20 protein-coding genes are annotated in these 19,041 nt (G+C 44.0%); 18 read left to right on the top strand and 2 right to left on the bottom strand.

From position 1 onward, the window contains the following. The first annotated feature begins 48 nt into the window (after positions 1 to 48). The 14 genes from HZB61_01590 (at position 49) to HZB61_01655 (ending at position 15,496) form a co-directional block, all read left to right on the top strand. The gene (locus tag HZB61_01590; GenBank protein ID MBI5055298.1) at positions 49 to 1,404 is read left to right on the top strand and encodes a radical SAM protein; all 1,356 of its coding nucleotides are present in this window, start codon (positions 49 to 51) and stop codon (positions 1,402 to 1,404) included. Beyond that, the gene (locus HZB61_01595) at positions 1,404 to 2,348 is read left to right on the top strand and encodes a hypothetical protein (GenBank protein ID MBI5055299.1); all 945 of its coding nucleotides are present in this window, start codon (positions 1,404 to 1,406) and stop codon (positions 2,346 to 2,348) included. Before HZB61_01590 ends, HZB61_01595 begins: the two co-directional genes overlap by 1 nt. Beyond that, a complete protein-coding gene (locus HZB61_01600) occupies positions 2,342 to 2,551 on the top strand; it encodes a hypothetical protein (GenBank protein ID MBI5055300.1) in 210 nt (69 codons plus the stop codon). The genes HZB61_01595 and HZB61_01600 overlap by 7 nt, the downstream gene beginning before the upstream one ends. A gap of 12 nt (positions 2,552 to 2,563) precedes the next feature. Continuing rightward, positions 2,564 to 4,483: an asparagine synthase (glutamine-hydrolyzing) gene (gene asnB / locus HZB61_01605; protein MBI5055301.1), complete on the top strand. Its 1,920-nt coding sequence runs from the start codon at positions 2,564 to 2,566 to the stop codon at positions 4,481 to 4,483. Between the two features lie 54 nt (positions 4,484 to 4,537). After that, positions 4,538 to 5,356 (top strand): class I SAM-dependent methyltransferase, encoded by an 819-nt coding sequence (locus HZB61_01610; protein MBI5055302.1) that lies wholly within the window; start codon positions 4,538 to 4,540, stop codon positions 5,354 to 5,356. 65 nt (positions 5,357 to 5,421) lie between these two features. After that, the gene (locus HZB61_01615) at positions 5,422 to 6,243 is read left to right on the top strand and encodes a class I SAM-dependent methyltransferase (protein MBI5055303.1); all 822 of its coding nucleotides are present in this window, start codon (positions 5,422 to 5,424) and stop codon (positions 6,241 to 6,243) included. 82 nt (positions 6,244 to 6,325) lie between these two features. Continuing rightward, complete coding sequence (locus tag HZB61_01620; protein ID MBI5055304.1) at positions 6,326 to 7,189, top strand: glycosyltransferase family 2 protein; 864 nt, start codon at positions 6,326 to 6,328, stop codon at positions 7,187 to 7,189. Positions 7,190 to 7,211: 22 nt separating this feature from the next. After that, positions 7,212 to 9,284 carry a hypothetical protein gene (locus HZB61_01625; GenBank protein ID MBI5055305.1) on the top strand — a complete coding sequence of 691 codons (2,073 nt, stop codon included), beginning with the start codon at positions 7,212 to 7,214 and terminating at the stop codon, positions 9,282 to 9,284. Continuing rightward, entirely contained in the window at positions 9,285 to 9,785 is a 501-nt protein-coding gene (locus tag HZB61_01630) for a hypothetical protein (GenBank protein ID MBI5055306.1), read from the top strand. Between the two features lie 108 nt (positions 9,786 to 9,893). Beyond that, positions 9,894 to 10,796, top strand: a complete 903-nt coding sequence (locus tag HZB61_01635; protein MBI5055307.1) for a glycosyltransferase — start codon at positions 9,894 to 9,896, stop codon at positions 10,794 to 10,796. 24 nt (positions 10,797 to 10,820) lie between these two features. Beyond that, positions 10,821 to 11,519 (top strand): acylneuraminate cytidylyltransferase family protein, encoded by a 699-nt coding sequence (locus HZB61_01640; GenBank protein MBI5055308.1) that lies wholly within the window; start codon positions 10,821 to 10,823, stop codon positions 11,517 to 11,519. Positions 11,520 to 11,607: 88 nt separating this feature from the next. Further along, entirely contained in the window at positions 11,608 to 13,218 is a 1,611-nt protein-coding gene (locus tag HZB61_01645) for a capsule biosynthesis protein (protein MBI5055309.1), read from the top strand. A 17-nt stretch (positions 13,219 to 13,235) separates the two neighbouring features. Beyond that, a complete protein-coding gene (locus HZB61_01650) occupies positions 13,236 to 14,300 on the top strand; it encodes a glycosyltransferase family 4 protein (protein ID MBI5055310.1) in 1,065 nt (354 codons plus the stop codon). Further along, positions 14,297 to 15,496 (top strand): glycosyltransferase family 4 protein, encoded by a 1,200-nt coding sequence (locus HZB61_01655; protein ID MBI5055311.1) that lies wholly within the window; start codon positions 14,297 to 14,299, stop codon positions 15,494 to 15,496. Before HZB61_01650 ends, HZB61_01655 begins: the two co-directional genes overlap by 4 nt. Positions 15,497 to 15,522: 26 nt before the next feature. On the opposite strand, the gene HZB61_01660 is transcribed toward HZB61_01655, so the two are convergent. Next, positions 15,523 to 16,518, bottom strand: a complete 996-nt coding sequence (locus tag HZB61_01660; protein MBI5055312.1) for a potassium channel protein — start codon at positions 16,516 to 16,518, stop codon at positions 15,523 to 15,525. A gap of 143 nt (positions 16,519 to 16,661) precedes the next feature. On the opposite strand from HZB61_01660, the gene HZB61_01665 reads away from it, so the two are divergent. Both HZB61_01665 and HZB61_01670 read left to right on the top strand, forming a co-directional pair. Beyond that, entirely contained in the window at positions 16,662 to 16,994 is a 333-nt protein-coding gene (locus HZB61_01665; GenBank protein ID MBI5055313.1) for a divalent-cation tolerance protein CutA, read from the top strand. 183 nt (positions 16,995 to 17,177) lie between these two features. Then, the gene (locus tag HZB61_01670; GenBank protein ID MBI5055314.1) at positions 17,178 to 17,654 is read left to right on the top strand and encodes an OsmC family protein; all 477 of its coding nucleotides are present in this window, start codon (positions 17,178 to 17,180) and stop codon (positions 17,652 to 17,654) included. Here the strand turns inward: HZB61_01670 and HZB61_01675 are convergent. Next, a complete protein-coding gene (locus HZB61_01675; GenBank protein MBI5055315.1) occupies positions 17,651 to 18,007 on the bottom strand; it encodes a hypothetical protein in 357 nt (118 codons plus the stop codon). The two genes, HZB61_01670 and HZB61_01675, sit on opposite strands and share 4 nt — an antisense overlap. An 87-nt stretch (positions 18,008 to 18,094) precedes the next feature. On the opposite strand from HZB61_01675, the gene HZB61_01680 reads away from it, so the two are divergent. Together HZB61_01680 and HZB61_01685 are read left to right on the top strand one after the other, a co-directional pair. Further along, complete coding sequence (locus HZB61_01680) at positions 18,095 to 18,379, top strand: hypothetical protein (GenBank protein MBI5055316.1); 285 nt, start codon at positions 18,095 to 18,097, stop codon at positions 18,377 to 18,379. Next, entirely contained in the window at positions 18,369 to 18,743 is a 375-nt protein-coding gene (locus tag HZB61_01685; GenBank protein ID MBI5055317.1) for a hypothetical protein, read from the top strand. The genes HZB61_01680 and HZB61_01685 overlap by 11 nt, the downstream gene beginning before the upstream one ends. The last annotated feature ends 298 nt before the right edge of the window (positions 18,744 to 19,041 follow it).

The raw sequence follows: 19,041 nt of genomic DNA on the forward strand, positions 1-19,041 counted from the left end.
GTGCTTTATGGGTGCTGGTGCGGGGGGAAAAGGATTGGGGGCGCTACGGTGCCTCCGTTCGAACAGTTGCGCGTAGCCACTATATTGCAATCAGAAGGTCATGAAGTAGTTTTTGCCGATGCCCAGGCGGAACAGCTTTCTATCGAGGAGGTTGTGTCCCGCATTCAGGGGGCCGTGCTCCTGATAATATCTTCTTCGGTTATGACGATCAACAGCGATGCGAAATATGTTGCAAGGCTGAAAGAGAGAATCCCCGGGCTTATTGTGGCTGCATATGGCTCTCATCCGACTTTCAGGCCGGAAGATACACTTAAAAAGGGGATAGACTTTGCTGTTCAGCGGGAGCCGGAGTGGGTTCTGCGAGATTTGGCCGAAGCGCTATCGGCAGGCAAACCTGAAGAGATATATCATATCAAAGGTCTGGCATTTTTTCAGAAGGACAGCAGTCTAAAGATTAATCCGCACTATCCATACATCGAGGACCTCGACGCAATTCCACCTGTAAATATATCTTTTCTCCCGAAAGGAGTGGAGTATTTTAATCCGATAGTACGCAATTTGCCCTATATTACAGTATCTACATCACACGGCTGCCCGGGGAAGTGCAGCTTCTGTACAGCTCCATTTTTCCATGGGGCTAAAATAAGAATGCAATCGGCAAAGAAGGTTCTTGACGATATAGGATACTATTTAAAAGCCGGCATTAAAGAACTCTATTTTCGTGATGAAACGTTTACTGCAGACAAAAGTCGTGTAATATCTATCTGCGAAGGCATACTTGAGAGGGGATATAGGTTCTCATGGATTTGCAATTCCCGTGTCGATACTATTAACGAGGAGACACTGAGGCTGATGAAAAAAACCGGATGCCATTTAATCAAATTCGGTGTTGAATCAGGCAATCAGGAAGTTCTAACTGCCGCAGGAAAAGGAATTACCTTGGAACAGACAAGGACTGCATTTAACTTATGTCGCAAGATTGGTATTAACACACACGCTCACTTAATGCTCGGTATGCCGGGAGAAACAGAGGACAGCTTGAATGATACCTTGAAATTGGCACTTGAAATTAAACCAACCACGGTCACATTTGGCATATGCACCCCATATCCTGGAACCCCGCTCTTCAAAAAGGTTTTGAATCAGGATTCGAGTATCGGTGACGGTTCCGTGGCCGCAGCGATGGAGAGTCTTCACGTCGAAGGCGAGTTTAATCATCTGTACAGTTCCGTAAACTCAGCTATGTTAAAGCACACCCTGAAAAAGTTTTACAGAAGATTCTATCTGCGTCCCGGATATTTATTACGTAGCATGTTGCGAATACGTAACCGCAACATGCTGCGTAATGCAATAATAGGCGGGCTTAATGTATTTTCTTTTTCGACAAACAAGAAGGAGGGCTGATGCCGTCTGCGGATATACTTGCATCTAAAGCCCTTGAGACCATACCGAGGATACTCGGCCTTTGTGACAGAAAAGAGAATTCCCCCACCTTGGGATGCTGCGACCGCACGTACTGGCATTACCGTCTTATAGATATACCTAATGCTCGTTATCAGGAAGCCGGCTTGCTCTTCGCGCTTGCCTATTCCGTAAAGTTACCCGGAAATTTTTTTTACGGCAGTGCGATGCTTAAGACATGGACTAAAGATATCTGGCGCTTCTGGCTCAGGAGACGAAACCGTGATGGCTCCACAAACGAGGTTTACCCATATGAACGGAGCTTTTGCTCAACGGCGTTCTCGACAGCTGCCTTTGTTGAAACAGTACTGATGCAAGGTGGTGCGGAAGAATGGGAAGAAGAGATTAAAGAATGCGAGTCAACAGTCCTCTGGCTTTACAGAAACAGAAATGAAGAAGTTGTAAACCAGATGGCTGCTTCCCTTCTGGCGCTTACCGGTTTTTCGGTACTTACTGGCGACAACAGATTTGCAGGAATGGCCCGCGAGCGTCGGGACAATGTCATTTCCCTTGCTGATAATAATGGTATCTTCCCGGAATATGGAGGTTTCGATGCCGGGTATCAGAGCATAACCATGAGTGCTCTTGCCCGGACAATAGCCTTGTCCGGCGGGGATGGGGATTTGGAAGAGATACTGCGTAAGGGCGAAAGATTTCTTTCTGGCAAGATCGATCATGACGGACGGACCGATCCTTCCAAAAACAGCAGAGATACACAATATATTTACCCGTATGCCCTTGCGGTAATGAAAAGCGAACTACTGGACCGTCTTACAAGAGGGATCGAAGGCGGGACTGTTTTAAATCCAACATGGATGGACGACCGTTATTGTATTGCGTTTGCTATCGATTATCTCTTGTCCGCAGAGGAACTTGTCAAATGCTGATGACGACCTTCAGGCTGATAGTATTGCGTTTGTATAACGTCAGCTTTGGGAGAAGCGCATTTTTTAGCAAACTACTGAGGTTCCTGCTTCTCAAAACGCTCGTATACTCAAAGAAGACCGGAGAAAAGTATGTTGCTTCATCAAGATTTTTTGATCTTAGAGAGCTTACTAAGGATGAATCTAAGAGCAACAACAATTGCTGAGGTAAACCGAATATGTGCGGGATTGCAGGTTTAATAGGTTTTTCTGCCGGTAACGGCACAATGAAGCGCATGCTTTCCACCATGGTTCACCGCGGACCGGATGGGTCCGGGATATGGAGCGATGGGAAAATGGTGGAATTGGGTCACAGACGCCTGTCAATAATTGATCTATCCACAGGGGCTCAGCCCCAAGTAAGTCCTGATAATAGGTTTGTCATTACTTTTAACGGGGAGATTTACAATTACGTTGAGCTTCGTCCTGAATTAGAGAGGGATGGATGGCATTTCCGCACTACATCTGATACTGAAGTACTTCTTGCAGGCCTTACGATGCACGGTGCTGAGTTCTTATCAAGAACCGTAGGAATGTTTGCCTTCGCATTGTGGGATACTAAAGAGCAAACGCTTCTGCTTGCGAGGGACAGAATTGGGGTAAAACCGCTTTACTATGCCGCGCCGGCGATGGGGAAGATTGTATTCGCATCGGAGCTTAAGGCCATGCTTTGTGTAGAAGATATCCACCGAGAGATTAATCCCGACGCCCTTGATTCATATCTCGCCCTTAGGTATGTGCCTGGTCCAAGTACAATGATAAAGGGCATTTTCAAGTTCCCGGCAGGTCACTGGGCCATTTACAAAAACGGCAGGCTGGAATTTACCAGATACTGGGATATAAATTTCAACTCTTTCAATACTGACCTTGAAGGCGAAGATGACATCACATTGGAAGAACAATTTTTGGACAAATTACGCGAATCGGTACAACTTAGGATGAGAAGCGATGTGCCATTCGGCGCTTTTTTAAGCGGGGGGGTAGACAGTGCAACAATCGTAGGTCTTATGTCGCAACTGGGGACACAGCCGGTACGTACATATTCGATAGGTTTTGATATGCCGCACAGCGAGCTTGATGCCGCTGAAAAAATAGCTGGCTACTTCGGCACAGAACATACGGCGATATCCCTTGTCCCTGATGACTTGCGATGTTTGCAGGATGTTGCATGGTTTATGGATGAGCCCTATGCAGACCCGATTGTTCTTGCGATGATGAGGTTGGCACAAAGGGCATCCGGCGACGTCAAAGTTATACTGACCGGAGAGGGTGCTGATGAGCTACTGTCGGGTTATGTGCATCATCCGCATTTAATAATGATGGAACGGCTCGCTTCGCACCTGCCTGTCAGTTTTATCAAAGGGGCATCAAATCTTGTCAAAGCTATGCCTATGGTGGCCATAGATTATCTATTCAATTATCCCGCATCTCCAGGTGAAAAGGGACGTGAAAGGCTGTCCGGGCTATTAAAAGTTGCGGATAACGAAATAGATAGATACCTCGCATATATTTCTCTTTTTACATCCTCCGACAGGCGGAAACTTTATACAGATGAATTCATCGGTACTCTGGCAAAAAACAGACCACTCCATGAGCTTGTCCAATCCGTTATGAAACCGGGAAACGGAAGAAAAGCGATTGACAAGATACTGGACTTTGAATACAGGATATGGCTGCCCGACAATATCCTGTTTAAACAGGACAAAACTCTGATGGCATATTCCGTTGAGGGACGGGTTCCGTTTTGCGACCATCGTCTTGTTGAATTCGCTGCATGTTTGCCGATGCGTTTAAAAACCGGCAAAAAGAGGAACAAGGAGATTTTGCGCCGTGTAGCTGGCAAGCTTATCCCCCCGGAAATTCTCACGCAGCAGAAAAAAGCTTTCATGGTGCCCCTTGACGGTGCTTATGGCGCAGTGCTGAGAGAAATGATCTCAGACATGCTTCTAAGTTCCTCTTTTAGAGAAAGGGGTATTTTCAGGATAGAGGCGGTTGAAGACCTGGTAAAAGAGTTCTCACAATCACCGTTTCTTGTCGGTAAGCAGTTGATGTCACTCGTAATGCTTGAGTTCTGGCTGGAAAAAGTGCTAAAATTTTAACCCTTAAAAGCAAAATCTGATATATTGTAAATCTTCCGAAATAACGGAGGGGAAATGGCAACTATAGAGGATGTAAGAAAATACTGGCAGGAGCATCCGCTGTTGAGTTATGAGCTTGATAATCCCGGTTCTGAAAAGTTTTTTAAAAATTTAGACATAGCTAAAAAAAATGATGCGGAAGCTTTTGCTATGACCTACTGGGCGTTCGATAAGTTTGCCGGCAAAAGGGTGCTGGATGTAGGCTGTGGTCCAGGCTGGTATACGGTCAATTATACATTAGGGGGCGCTGATGTATATGCTGTAGACCTTACACCGATTGCCGTCGAGATTACAAAAAATCACCTCAAATTCAGAAATGTGCAGGCTGTTGTGAGAGAAGGAAGCGCCGAAAGTCTGCCTTTTCAGGATGGCATGTTCGATCTGGTAATTTCGTCCGGGGTATTGCACCATACACCTGATACCTTTAAGGCTTTTGAAGAGTGTTACCGGGTTCTTAAGCCCGGTGGAGAGTCGAAAATTACTTTGTACTACAAAGGGTTTCTGCACAACAAGATTATTTTTTTCTTTACAAGGCTATTCATGAGGCTATTATCTGTTAAGCATCCCGGCGCCGATCTTGCGGAGCAAGCAAAAGACATAGATGATTTTATCCGACAATATGATGGTGCTGATAATCCTGTTGGGATAGGCAAGAACTCAAAAGAATGGAAGGTGCTTCTTGAGAACGCTGGGTTTATTGTAGATGGACATGAATTGCATTTTTTCCCTAAGAGATTTTTGCCGTTGAATAAGTATATGCCCTTATTTATCCATCGGCTTCTGGACAAGTTCTGGGGTACAATGATTTATTTTTACTTAAGAAAACCATTGTGATAGACGCGAAAATGATTAAAAAGACCGTTAAGTGCGTTAGTTGCTCTAGCGAAAATGCTCGTCTTTTGTACCATCTTGATTTTGCCGATATTCGGCGATGCCGGGTCTGCGACCTCGCCTTTCTTGATCCGGTTCCACAACAAGACTTTCTTGAAGATTTCTATAACAATGAATCTTATTTCACAAAAGACCATCTTCCCTATTTCGGTGAATGTTTCAAGGGATATTCCATGGACAGCATTACGATTCGAGATTTTCGGAAGGTATTGAACCGTCTTCCAGATATTCCTAACGGTAAGCTTCTTGATATCGGCTGCGCAACCGGGGTGTTTCTCGACCTTGCCCGTAAGAAAGGATGGAACACAAGAGGTGTCGAACTTTCCAAATGGGCAAGTGGATATGCACGGGAAAACTTCGGACTTGACGTTTTTACAGGGACACTTGAACAGACATACTTCCCTGACCAATCTTTCGATGTAGTAACAGCGTGGGACGTTTTAGAGCATCTTCCAAATCCGGTTGTTTTCCTGAAGGAGATAAAGAGAATACTCAAGAAGGATGGAACACTCTATATAAATACCATATGTTACAGGAGCATCCTGAATTATGTCGGTCATCTGGCGTACAGGTTAAGTTTCGGCAGAATAAAGTACCCCCTTTATCATCTTTACGGGATCCACCACATTTATTATTTTTCGAGGAAGTCTTTGACCTGGATGATCGAGAACAGCGGGTTTAAGGTAACTGACATAACAATGGCTGAATATCAATTGGAGCGAGTGGATACGGTTCCATCTATTATAAAGGCCGGGATGTATATTTTATATATGATACAGGGAATCACAGGGTTGAAGACGGTAGTGACAGCGACGGCTATCCGTCAATGAAAGGGCTTTACTGAAAATATATATAACAGGACCCCCGGTGCGATTTCAAACATTCGATCGGCATTAATAACTACGAAAGCTTATGAACCAGAATAAAGTATCAATAGTAATTCCTGCATACAATGAAGCGTCTGTTATCGGAGACGTTGTCAGGAAAATCAAAGCCGTTGATCCTTCGTATGAGGTGATAGTTGTTGATGACGGTTCCCAGGATGGCACCTCCAGTATTGCACAGGATGCAGGAGCAAGGATAATCCGTCATCCTTATAATATAGGCAATGGCGCCTCGATCAAAGACGGCGCGCGCTGCGCATCAGGAGACGTAGTAGTGTTTATCGATGGTGATGGACAGCATCCTCCCGATGAAATACCGCGACTACTGGAATGGATAGGGGAGTATGATATGGTTGTAGGTGCCCGTACAAAGAAATCCAGGACCTCGAAATTCAGAAACATCGGCAACTCCATGCTCATCTCAGTCGCTCAGTGGATAACAGGAAGAAAGATCGATGACCTGACGAGCGGTTTCAGGGCGATAAAACGTGAACATCTTCTTGAATATCTGCATCTGTTCCCTGCACGCTACAGTTATCCAACCACGATAACAATAGCTATGTTCCATGGAGGCCATTTTGTCAAGTACGTTCCTATTGATCTTATAACGCAAAGGGAAAATGGGAAAAGCAACATCAAACCGTTTAGGGATTTTTTTAAATTTATAGCTATCATATTCCGCATAATCATGCTGTTCAGCCCCCAGAGGCTTTTCGTTCCGTTGGGTGGATTACTTTTTCTATTAGGTGTGCTTGTAAGTGGTTTTCAACTATGGTTGACCGGTGGTATTCAGGCTGCAGGTACAACTCTTCTTTTGTCCAGTATATATATTGCGTGTTTCGGGTTGTTAGCCGACCAGGTCGTACTTCTGCGACGCCAAAAGAAAGAATAAAAGAGATTGACAAGAGAGTTATATGTTATTAGAGACAGTTAGCTTTTTTGCCTGTTTTATCATTCTCGCATTAATCGGGATAGGCCCTGCGCTGTTATTGGTGTCAACAAAGGGGGAAAGGCGTATTATTTACGCATTCGGCATAGCCCCTGCTTTGGGTATGTCCATAATCGCGCTTACAGGGTTCCTGCTTGTGAGATATATGGCCCCGATAAAGACATGGGCTGAAATTGTAACGGCACTGCTTGTGCTTGTAAGCTTTATCATCCTCGCTAATGATTGGAAACTTAATCGTCGCGACTATAGCGTATTCACGGACGGACGTAGAGCCGTTGTTGCCGCGATTTTCCTGTTTGTTTGCACGCTGATACTGTCAGGGACAATGCTGTCCGGCGGCATGCAATATTCAATCTTTCTCAATAACGCAACCGATGCCTTTACTTATATGTCAATGGCAGAGTCTCTAAGAGTAGTCGATTGGCAGACGCTCTTTAATGGAGCAGATATGAGGAATCTTCAGGGCGTAGCAAATTTAGCGGAAAAATCGCCAGCAGCTCTTTTTTCTGCCCGGTTTATTCTTATGCCATACAGGTTGGGCTCGTGCATATTACTTGGCTGGGCATCGGAAATTGTCAATATCCCTGTATATGCGTTTTATTATGCTTTCAATCTCCTCTCTTTCGCCGCCGCTATTCCTGTATCGCTGTCACTATGTGCCCGTCTGGGCTTGAAGCTATATATGCGTCTGGGGGTCGCCGCCGCAATAGCTCTGGGCTTTCTCCCACATTTCATACGCGAGCAAGACATATCGAGCCAGATGAATTCCATCCCCTTGTTTCTTCTGGTCGCATTTGCCTGGATGCAGTTGGAGCATGAGCCTTTACGGAAAATCTCCAGAGCCAGGGTCCTTCTTGCTGTCTCAATATCGGCTATCATGTGCTATTATCCGGAAACCCTGTCGCCCCTTGCGCTTTCTTTTGTCATTTACTATGCACTCGGCATATTGTACAAGACCGTAAGTCCTATTGAGGTACGTTATCATATTTATACTATTGTCCTGATATTTATTATTTCTATGGGCCAGGTCGATTATCATTTAAGGAGCATTTCACTGGGATACGGAAATATATTCAACTCCGTTCCATATACTACTGAATCACATATCCTTACTTTTCTTGAGAAGGACTTCTTTCTCACAGCGTGGGGACTGTTACCCCTTATGAGTAATTTGGCAAATTTGCCCAATACTAACTTTTGGGATCTATCTGCTGCCAGGAATTTATATTATTCACATGAGGGAATAAAAACTTTGCTCCACCTTGTCGGCGGTATATTAAGCCTATCATTAGTTAGTGCGTTAATACTTATGACTCGTAAAAAAAATGAAACTGCAGACAAGATAGTCTTTTCATTCATTGCCGCCTCCCTCATAACTTTTACTATTTTTTATTTTAGAAATAATTATTATCCCGCCGGAAAAGCCTTAATGTTATTCTATCCTTTTTATTTTCTTGCCTTGCCGTTATTACCGAAATATTTGTCTGACTACAAATACCTTGCGTTTAAACCAATAAGAGTCTTTTTAAGCCTATTAATTACCTTATGGCTGGTTTTGCAATCAGCTTTGGGTTTCAATTGGATTGATATGGCGCGATATCAGAGAATGGTTATCGATGTGGTATCGCAGCCAAAACCAGAGCAGTATGATATATCTGCTATAACGGATTACCTGGATAAAAATCCGCCCAGCCTTTTACTGGTAAACATTCCAAGAGTAAAAACATGGGCATTTCCATACTATGCAATTTTCGTATTCAGCAAATACAGGAGTTATTTTCAGGATGGCATAATCATCGATAACGGGTTTGACGTCAACGACAATTTTCCGGCCGGTGGGCTTACAGAAATGCCGGACTATGCTGTTATAAGTAAATCAGTAGATTATATCGGACCTAACAATCTTGGAGCAAAGCTATCAGAAACCAATGACATAGTGTTGTACAGAATTACCACTGAGGATATAGGCGAGCTTATGAAAGTACCAGTACGAGCTAATCACAAACAGTACAATACAACAAAAAAGATGGGCACTTAAATGAAAAAGAGGATGGTTCGGTTAATAGGCTTATTCTTTATTATATTGTTGGCTGCTGCATGCAATAAACCAGGGGATAAAGCAGGTTCTTCAATGTCGTTTCCGGTATTCATTCCTCCCGCGTTGCAAGAGTTTAAACAGGATATAACCGTTTCCACGTCGCTTAAATCCCTTAAGGTAAATGAGGCAATGACGCTGCCGGTAACCGTAAAAAATATCAGCAGGGAAAAGTGGCATACATATGACAATGCAGTGGGGAAAAATCACGTTCATCTCTTATACTATTGGATCGACGAATCCGGTAATTCCATAATAAAAAACGGGGGATATCTTAAAGAAGATCTGTCCCCAGGTGATTCGGAAGTTATAAACGCGGAGATTACTGCTCCTGATAGCGCAGGCAAATATACTTTGAGATTTACTATGGCACAGGAGGATGTCGGCGGAATCTTTATCAATAACGGTGCAACGCCGCTGGATATTTCCGTTAGTATTAACTAAATCGCCTCATTTACAGTTCAGCATATGAGCGGAATGGCTTTCTGCCCGTTCTCATACAACTAAGCAGGCGTTCGCAATAGCAGCAGCCAGAATCTTATAAAGAGGGAAATGCACAATTTGAAACTCTCAATTGTCATAGGGACATATAACCGGATCGGGCAGATTAAAAACTGCCTTGAAAGCGTATTCAGAGAGACCTCGATCGGGGCAAAGGTATACATAACAGACGCCGGCTCCACTGACGGCACAATCGACTATTTAAAATCTATTGCATCCGATAAAGTCATTCCGATCTTTGCGGGGAAAAAACTGGGACAGGCAAAGGCGTATAATGACGTTTTCAATCTCATTGACACCCCTTATGCCTGCTGGTTGAGCGATGACAATGTAATTGTAAACAGAGGGCTCGACATAGCGCTGGATATCCTTGAAAACGATTCCGGCATAGGTATGGTGGCTTTGAAGGTGAAGGACCTGGAAGGCCCATTTACGGATGCTCCTTATATCGGGGGGATATCATCCATAGGGATACTGAATGTCAATCAAGGTATGTTACCGACGGCCGTTTTGAAAAAGGTCGGGGGATTCAGTGAAGAGTTTCAGGATTACGGAATAGATCCCGACATCACCGCTAAAGTGCTTTTCGCAGGTTATAAAATAGTGTATACAAAAAAAGTTGCAATCCATCACTATAGAAATTGGGCTACAGACACCAATTCTGAAGAATACGATAAATTACAGAAAAAGCACAGACGGTATTATGAATTGTATAACGAAAAATATCTGAGACATACAGATAACGGGAAAACCGATATGTTGAGACAGGGTTTTATTGCCACATTAAAAAAAATCTCATCAACTGGAATTTATAAAAGCCGCCTAAGGAAGAAGAGTGTTGTTCGCGACTTTAATAATATTTTACAAGGGAAATATATTAGTTTTTTTGATTTCTTATTGGCCATGGGCAAAGATTATCACCTTGTTCAATCATTGCGAAAAAAATCCACTTAGCCCTAAACAGGCCCGCAAAATTACATGAAGAAGATTTTGGCCTTTATCCCGGCGCGTGCCGGCTCAAAACGAGTACCCCAAAAAAATCTGAAACTGCTGAACGGCAAGCCCCTCATTGCTTATACAATTGCGGCGGCAAAAGCCGCTCATACTATTAACCGGATAATTGTTTCCACCGACTCGGAAGAGATCGCCGCAATAGCCAAACAATACGGCGCCGAGGTCCCCTTTCTCCGCCCTGAGAGCATCTCTCAAAGCGATTCCACGGAGATGCAGTTTTTTGAACATGCTCTGGGCTGGTTTATGGAGAATGAAAATTACGAGCCGGATTTAATTGTTCTTTTATATCCGACCTCGCCTTTCAGAAAGGCCGAGTCAATTGACCGTGCGGTGGAAGTAATGCTAAAACATCCCGAAGCGGATTCTTTACGCTCAATAAGACTGTGTTCAGAGCATCCTTATAAAATGTGGGTTATTGAAGGCAACTATCTCAAACCTTTCGTGAAAGGCAAGGATTCCAATATTCACACCCTTTCGTATCAGTTGCTGCCGACGACATTTATTCAAAATGCCAGTATTTACATCACTAAACCATCAACCATAAAAAACAGGAAATCACCAACAGGCGATGTGATAATTCCGTATATCATGGATGAGTTTGAATCTATAGATATAAATACACCGCTTGATTTTACGTTTGCGGAAGCGTTGATCAGAGAATGATTTAATGAATAAAAGTCTTACCGCAATCAAGGGGCTCGCCAAAAAGAGCCTGTTTCTGAGAAACGCCCATAGAAGTTATACCCAGAGAATGAACCAGCCTTCCTGGGCGCCAGTGCTGAAAAAAGACCAGGAAATATGGACTTCGGCCTTAAGACGGTCTGAAGGCGGGCCGAAAATACTCATTGCCACAAGCGTTGGCGGACATTTGGCCGGAACGATCCTCGAAAGCGTCCTTGCTGTTGCTTTAACGCTGAGAGGAGCTTCCATTGAGATCCTCTTGTGTGATTCCATACTCCCGGCGTGCCTTTCATGTTGGGTTGGATGGTATTCCGACCAGCAATATTTTTCCGAGCACGGACCGCAAAAAGATTTGTGCAGGGATTGCTTTAAACCCGCATATGAAATGTACCGTTCTCTCGGAACACATGTTCACCGGTACAGCGAATTCTTATCGCCGGGCGAAATAAGTGAAGCCGGGCGTATTTCCTCATCGGTTCCGTTTGATATGATCGGGCATTACGCGCTGAACGGCATAGCCGTGGGAGAGCATGCGCTTGCAGGGGCTTTACGCTTCTTTGCCCGCGGGGATGTCAATGGTGAACCTTATTCCGAGCGGATTTTAAGGAGATATTTGAAGGCGTCCCTGCTGACAACTTATGCAATGAACAATCTCTTGATAAAGCATCGATACGAATGCGCTGTATTTCATCACGGCATCTATGTGCCTCAAGGGCTCATCGGAGAAGTATGCCGCAGGGAAGGGGTTAGGATCGTTAATTGGAATCCAGGCTACAGGAAAAAGACCTTTATCTTCAGTCACGGCGATTCTTATCACCATACAATGATAACCGAGCCGATGGATAAATGGACGAACCTGAATTGGTCTGAAGGGTTGGAAGCCGGTTTGATGGACTATTTGAAAAGCAGATGGCAGGGAACCAAGGACTGGATATGGTTCCATGAAAAACCCGAGTTTGAACTGAAAAAAATCATTGAGGAAACCGGCATAGATTTTTCAAAACCATGCATAGGGATGCTTACGAGTGTAATGTGGGACGCCCAGTTGCACTATCCCTCGAACGCGTTTCCGAATATGCTTGAATGGGTCACGAGTACGATTGCTTATTTTATCAGACGCCCGGACCTTCAATTGATACTTAGGATACATCCGGCGGAAGTGCGCGGCACCCTGCCGTCACGTCAAAAAATGCTGGACCAGATAAACAAGGTCTACTCCGAAATCCCCAAGAACATCATTATAATTCCTCCGGAAAGCAGCATAAGCACTTACATGTTGATGACACAATGTGATACGGTAATTATTTATAACACCAAAACCGGGGTTGAACTGGCGGCCATGGGAATACCTGTAATAGTTGCGGGAGAAGCCTGGATAAGAAATAAAGGCTTTGCAATTGATGTTATCGATCCCCCTACATACTTTAAGCTTCTCGATGCGTTGCCGTTGAACAAAAAAATGTCGGACGAGGATATTCTTAAAGCAAAAAAATATGCATACCATTTCTTTTTCAGACGAATGATTCCTCTTGATTTCATGTCACCTACTGGAACCAACCCTCCCTTTAAGGCAGAGCTTGCCGATCTGAATGAATTAATGCCCGGCAAAAATGCGGGATTTGACGTTATATGTGACGGGATATTAAAAGGTTCAGATTTTATTTTCGATCCTTCAAGTTAACTCATCTAATTCCCCCAATGATTTTCATCAACTCACGTTTTCTCTCCCAGAATATTACCGGCGTTCAGCGTTATGCCGCGGAAATTTCAAAACAGATTAAAAGGCTGTATCCGGATACAGCCTTTATATCTCCCCTAAATACTATCAATAAAAGACTTTCAAAGGAGTTGACCCCTGCATCAATCGGAAAAACAACAGGTTCTTTATGGGAACAAATAGAATTACCCTTGCATCTTAAAAAGTTTGGAAGCCCGCTGCTTCTGAACCTCGCGAACACCGCACCTTTATTTTACAAAAATCAGATCGTCACCATTCATGACATGGCATTTTTCAGAAAACCGGAATGGTTTTCCAAAACGTTTTCCTGCTACTACAAGTTTCTAATTCCACAAATTGCAAAGAATTCTGCGAAAATTATAACAGTAAGTTATTTTTCCAGGAAAGAAATTGTCAGGTTATTGAAGGTGCCTGAAGAAAAAGTGCAAGTTATTTATAACGCTGTTTCAGAAAAGTTTTTACGCCCTTCAGAATACCCTGTCGACTTCGGCTATGGAGACTACATCCTGGCGGTTTCTTCTCTTGACCCGAGGAAGAACTTCAAAGCGTTGATATCGGCCTTCGATAGAATAAAACTACCAGGGTTTAAACTAATTATTGCGGGTGAAAGGAAAAAGATCTTTGCCGATGTGGAATTAAATAATTTAATTGATGAAAATAAAAAAATAATTTTTGTCGGATATGCGTCAGATGATGATTTGGCAAATTTATATAAGAAAGCCAGACTGTTCGTCTTCCCCTCTCTCTACGAAGGCTTTGGCCTGCCCCCGCTTGAGGCGATGGCGTGCGGTTGCCCTGTAGTCGTCTCCAACGTCGCGAGCCTGCCGGAGGTCTGCGGCGATGCCGCATATTATATTGACCCGTATAGTGAAGAAAGCATTGCCGTCGGAATGCATAGAGTATCGACGGACAATTCCTTAAGACAGGATATGATAAAAAAAGGCCTTGAAAGGGCGAAGATATTCAGCTGGGAAAAATCAGCAAGGGAGCATATAAAAGTTTTTGAAGAGGTTTTGCGCGGTTGAAGACCGCCGTCATCCACGAATGGCTTGTAAATTATGCCGGCTCTGAAAGGGTGCTGGAGCAGATCCTTCATATCTTCCCCGGCGCCGATCTTTTCTGCCAGGTCGATTTTCTCAAAGAGGGTGAGAGATGGTTTATCTTGAACAAGAAAGCAAAAACGTCCTTCATCCAGAAATTGCCTAAGGCTGAAGCTAAATACCGCAGCTACCTGCCGCTCATGCCCTTTGCCGTCGAACGGTTTCATCTGTCTGAGTACGACCTGATAATATCGAATTCCCACTCTGTGGCAAAAGGCGTCAGGAAAAATTCAAAACAGCTTCAGATATGCTATTGTCACACGCCGATGCGGTATGCGTGGGACCTTCGGGACCAGTATCTCAAAGAGACGGGGCTTGACTCCGGCATCAAGGGGGCCGCAGTCAAATTTATTCTGGACCGCATCAGGAAGTGGGACTTTAAAACTGCGCAAAGGGTGGATTATTTCATCGCCAATTCAAATTATATAAAGGACAGAATAAAGCGCGCATACGGCAGGGACGCAACGGTTATTTATCCGCCCGTGGATGTTGACAGTTTCAAAGTGAGTGATAAAAAAGATGATTACTTCCTTGCCGTCTCACGGATGGTCCCTTATAAAAAAATGGACATTATAGTTGAAGCGTTCTCTGGATTAGGGCTGCCTCTTGTCGTCATCGGAGACGGTCCCGATCTTAAGAAGGTCAAAAGCAGGGCGAAAAAGAACATCAAGTTTCTTGGATACCAGGAAGGAAGTGTGCTGGCAGAGTATATGCAAAAGGCAAAGGCCTTTATATTTGCTGCTGAAGAAGATTTCGGTATTGTCCCCGTCGAAGCTCAGGCTTGCGGAACACCCGTGATAGCTTATGGCAAAGGCGGGGTCACGGAATCGGTGGTCCCCTTCGGAGAAGTCAGAAGTCAGAAGTCAGAAGTCAGAAGCAGGGGCGTATTGCAATACGCCCGCACAGAGGAACCCCCTACCGGCGTCTTCTTTTATGAGCAAACATCTTCAGCTTTAATTGACGCTGTAAAGAGATTTATTTCCATTGAGGACAAATTTGATCCCTTTGAAATAAGGAAGAATGCCGAAAGGTTCGGCATAGAGAGATTCAGGAAAGAATTTAAGGACTTTACAGACAGGAAAATTTCTGAATTTTTCGGCGGATCAATATCTCTGCTCTAAACTCTACGCCCTCACCTCTTTGCTTTTCACACCCCCACTAACTCCTCAAGCGCCTTCAACTGTTTAGTCTCGCCCATGGCTACGAGTGTGTCGCCATTTTTAATCACGCTCGTGGAAGTCGGATTGAACTCCATCTCGCCTGATTCCCTCTTGATGGCAACGATTATTATCCCGAGCTCTTTTCTTATCCCGCATTCATCGAGTGTCTTGTTTGTGATTGAAGAAGATTCTTTCACTTTGATTTCCTCCATCTGAAGTTCGAGATTGCCGCTCCTTGTTGCAAACTCGATGAAATCAACGACTGCGGGTTTTAATATCGTATGGGCGATCCTCAGTCCTCCGATGTAATAAGGAGAGACAACGCTGTCAGCCCCTGCCCTGAACAGCTTTTGTTCCGCACCCTCATCGCTGGCCCTTGCCACTATTTTGAGTTTTGGATTCAGCCCTCTGGCGGACAGGACGACATAGAGGTTGTCCGCGTCCGTTGAGAGCACGGAGATCAGGCCGCTCGCCCTTTCAATCCCTGCCTCTTTTAACACGGCATCCTGGGTCGAATCACCCTGCATTGAGAGGATGTCCTTGTCAATGGAGGCAAAGACCTCCGGTATCTTCTCAATTATCAAAAAAGGCGCGCCGTGCTGCTGCATTTCCCGGCAGATTATTCTTCCCATCCTTCCGAACCCGCAGATGATGTAGTGGTTTTTTAATCCCTCTATTTTTTTGCTCAATTTTCTCCTCCCGAAAAGTTCTCTTATCTCGCCTTCAAGTAGCAGCTTGGCCCCGACCCCAAGCGCGTATAACATTGTTCCGACGCCGGAAAGTATCAGGACAATCGTGAAAGCCCTCCCGGGCGTTGACAGTCGGTGGACTTCCATGTATCCCACGGTCGTCAGTGTAATGATGGTCATGTAAAGCGAATCGAAGAGGTCCCATCTTTCTATTGCCGTATATCCGATTGTCCCAAATAAAATAACTCCGAGTATAAGAAAAAATAAAAGTGTAATTTGCTTATTTGGGTTCACGGTTAATTATAAAACCAAAACTCCCGGATTAAGATTATATAAATTGCTATTAGATTATACAGATATGGACATATTTTACAATGGCTTTGCCCGGTTGCCGGTCCATTTGCTTTTTTCATGTTATCTTTGCGAAAATATTTTGCATGAGCAAAAACATTGAAACAGGGGAGATCGTCGTACTTGTTACCGTTCCCAATGAAGATATGGCGGCCGCGATCGCCAAAGCGCTTGTTGAAGCAAGGCTTGCCGCATGTGCTAACATAATAAGGAGCATCCGCTCTATTTACACGTGGCAGGGGAAGGTTGAAGACGATCAAGAGGCCCTTATGATCATAAAGACAAAGATGAAACTTTTTGACGGATTAAAAGCAAAGGTCAAAGAAATGCACAGCTACGAGGTGCCGGAGATTATCGCGCTGCCGATCGCAGCGGGTTCTGAAGATTATCTCAACTGGTTGAGGCGCTCAACAGACTGAATGCGAATTAGTGTTTGTCATGCCTGAAGCCTGCCCTCGAAATTCGTAATCGGGGGTCTTTAATCGGGCATCCAAGAACTTCTTAAAAAGACTGGATTCCGGCTTAAGAACTGCCGGAATGACAGACAGATAAATTGAGTTTATAAACAAACTACAATTAACCAATGGAGGTTTTAGAATAATATGGAAGAACAGCTTGCGGAAAAACTGGAAGATTCATTACAGGGATATAAAAAGAAGATCCTGGAAATCAACAAGGGGTCCCTTGAGTGGGACAAAGACCTCATTTTTAAAGTCAGGACCCAGATGGGTTACGAAATTGATTATGACGCAAACCTGCAATGGGGATGCTCACCTACAGAGACCCTTTTGACAAGCCTTGCCGGATGCATGGCAATTGACGTCTTCTACTTCCTGAAAAAAATGAAAGCGGACATCACGGACTTCAGGATCAATTTTTCAGGGGTAAGGAAGACCGACCCGCCCCAGTATTATAAATCTATTCTGCTTTCGATAAACGTCTCGGGGAACGGGTTAACGCCGAAAAAAATGGACCGGGCAGTGTCCCTCTCTCACAGCAAATACTGCTCTGTTTACAATGCCCTGCGCAAAGACATAGAGGTAAAAGTAGATTATAAGATCAACGGCAACGGCGGCTAAGAAATTCCCAATTTTGTTTTAAGCCAGTTCTCGATCTTTTCCGTTATCGGATACATGCCACCCATGCATTCCGTAGAGGCGCATTGCATTGCCTCGCTCAACAAATCCTCGGGGACTCCCTCTACATAACCGAGTGTCTTGCTCAGGGTATATTTCAAATGCATGACCATCAGGGCAGGCTTGTCATCAATAAGATCAACGTAAAGCATATAGCCGTGAGTAGTGTCCACGGGCTGATCTTTAGAAGGGGTGCGGGGCAAAAATATCTTCGGCGTAATGTCCCACCTGATGTCCCCAACAAATTCTTTGTCATTTTTAAGAAAGTCTATGCTCAAAAGTTTCGCGTTTTCCATGGGGTATATCTTATATGAAAATATCTCGATTATCCACCTGCCCGGTTCTTATTGCCTTATCCTAATGCATGGCATATAATAACCTATATGAAGGCTGGGCCTTTTATAATTCGTAAAAGAGTTTACCCGGATGGGGACATTGTTGAAATTAAGTCATGGCATGTCGACATGACGCCGGATAAACCGCACGGGTTTAAATATTCACTTGTATATATAAGAGAGGGTAAACGGATAATCGGTTATGACAATGCTGAAAGAAAAGGAGACCATCGGCATGACAGAGACGAAGTATATCCCTATGAGTTCAAGGGCATTGATAAACTCTTTGAAGATTTTTTCAATGATGTAAGGAGGTCCAGAAATGAAGATTAAAAATGTAAGATTAGACATCCAGAATGAGGACGAATTTATAACAGAGGCAAAGAGCGCCATGAAGGCAGTAGCAAAAGGCAAGGCTGTAGTGCCTAAATCGGCAATCTCTTTTAAGTCCCTGAAGGTAATGAGAAAATTCATAACAGATGAACGGCTCAGGATATTGAAGGCAATAAAGAAGAACAAACCGGAATCCATTTATGAGCTTGCAAAGCTGTTAAAGAGAGACACAAAAAATGTATCAGACGACGTTCATTACCTGTCAGAGCTTGGATTAATTGAAATTAAAAAGACCAAAAACGGCAGGCAAAAGACAAAGCCGGTTGTAGAGTATGAAAAGATACTGGTTGAGATAATGGTGTAACCAATTTATTGTCTTGTCTTTCAGATAGGAAAGGGCAGGGTTGAGGGTTGAAGAGTTTTGGGAGTTGTACAGATGACATGTCAGGGTGGTGCCTGAAAGGTAAAAATATGAGTGGTGGTGCTTAATATTCATTTTCCACCGTGGTTTGAATTTCCTTCTGTAATACCAAAATGATAATGTCCTAAACAACCAAAATAAGAATGTCCGGATTTAAGATGCTAAACTGCCTTCTTTTCAATAAGGAGGTACGGTGACACGAAAGGACATTATCATGCTGAGCCAGAAGGAGTGGAAGAAG

It is taken from the genome of Nitrospirota bacterium (assembly GCA_016214845.1).
Taxonomy (GTDB): domain Bacteria; phylum Nitrospirota; class Thermodesulfovibrionia; order UBA6902; family UBA6902; genus SURF-23.

Bases quoted from the DNA above. Each gene is read 5' to 3' on its own strand.
- HZB61_01685 (MBI5055317.1), top strand. From the start codon at position 18,369: ATGAAGATTAAAAATGTAAGATTAGACATCCAGAATGAGGACGAATTT.
- HZB61_01680 (MBI5055316.1), top strand. From the start codon at position 18,095: ATGAAGGCTGGGCCTTTTATAATTCGTAAAAGAGTTTACCCGGATGGG.
- HZB61_01635 (MBI5055307.1), top strand. From the start codon at position 9,894: ATGCACAATTTGAAACTCTCAATTGTCATAGGGACATATAACCGGATC.
- HZB61_01630 (MBI5055306.1), top strand. From the start codon at position 9,285: ATGAAAAAGAGGATGGTTCGGTTAATAGGCTTATTCTTTATTATATTG.
- HZB61_01595 (MBI5055299.1), top strand. From the start codon at position 1,404: ATGCCGTCTGCGGATATACTTGCATCTAAAGCCCTTGAGACCATACCG.
- HZB61_01620 (MBI5055304.1), top strand. From the start codon at position 6,326: ATGAACCAGAATAAAGTATCAATAGTAATTCCTGCATACAATGAAGCG.
- HZB61_01650 (MBI5055310.1), top strand. From the start codon at position 13,236: ATGATTTTCATCAACTCACGTTTTCTCTCCCAGAATATTACCGGCGTT.
- HZB61_01645 (MBI5055309.1), top strand. From the start codon at position 11,608: ATGAACCAGCCTTCCTGGGCGCCAGTGCTGAAAAAAGACCAGGAAATA.
- HZB61_01665 (MBI5055313.1), top strand. From the start codon at position 16,662: ATGAGCAAAAACATTGAAACAGGGGAGATCGTCGTACTTGTTACCGTT.
- HZB61_01640 (MBI5055308.1), top strand. From the start codon at position 10,821: ATGAAGAAGATTTTGGCCTTTATCCCGGCGCGTGCCGGCTCAAAACGA.
- HZB61_01600 (MBI5055300.1), top strand. From the start codon at position 2,342: ATGCTGATGACGACCTTCAGGCTGATAGTATTGCGTTTGTATAACGTC.
- asnB (MBI5055301.1), top strand. From the start codon at position 2,564: ATGTGCGGGATTGCAGGTTTAATAGGTTTTTCTGCCGGTAACGGCACA.
- HZB61_01670 (MBI5055314.1), top strand. From the start codon at position 17,178: ATGGAAGAACAGCTTGCGGAAAAACTGGAAGATTCATTACAGGGATAT.
- HZB61_01675 (MBI5055315.1), bottom strand. From the start codon at position 18,007: ATGGAAAACGCGAAACTTTTGAGCATAGACTTTCTTAAAAATGACAAA.
- HZB61_01625 (MBI5055305.1), top strand. From the start codon at position 7,212: ATGTTATTAGAGACAGTTAGCTTTTTTGCCTGTTTTATCATTCTCGCA.
- HZB61_01610 (MBI5055302.1), top strand. From the start codon at position 4,538: ATGGCAACTATAGAGGATGTAAGAAAATACTGGCAGGAGCATCCGCTG.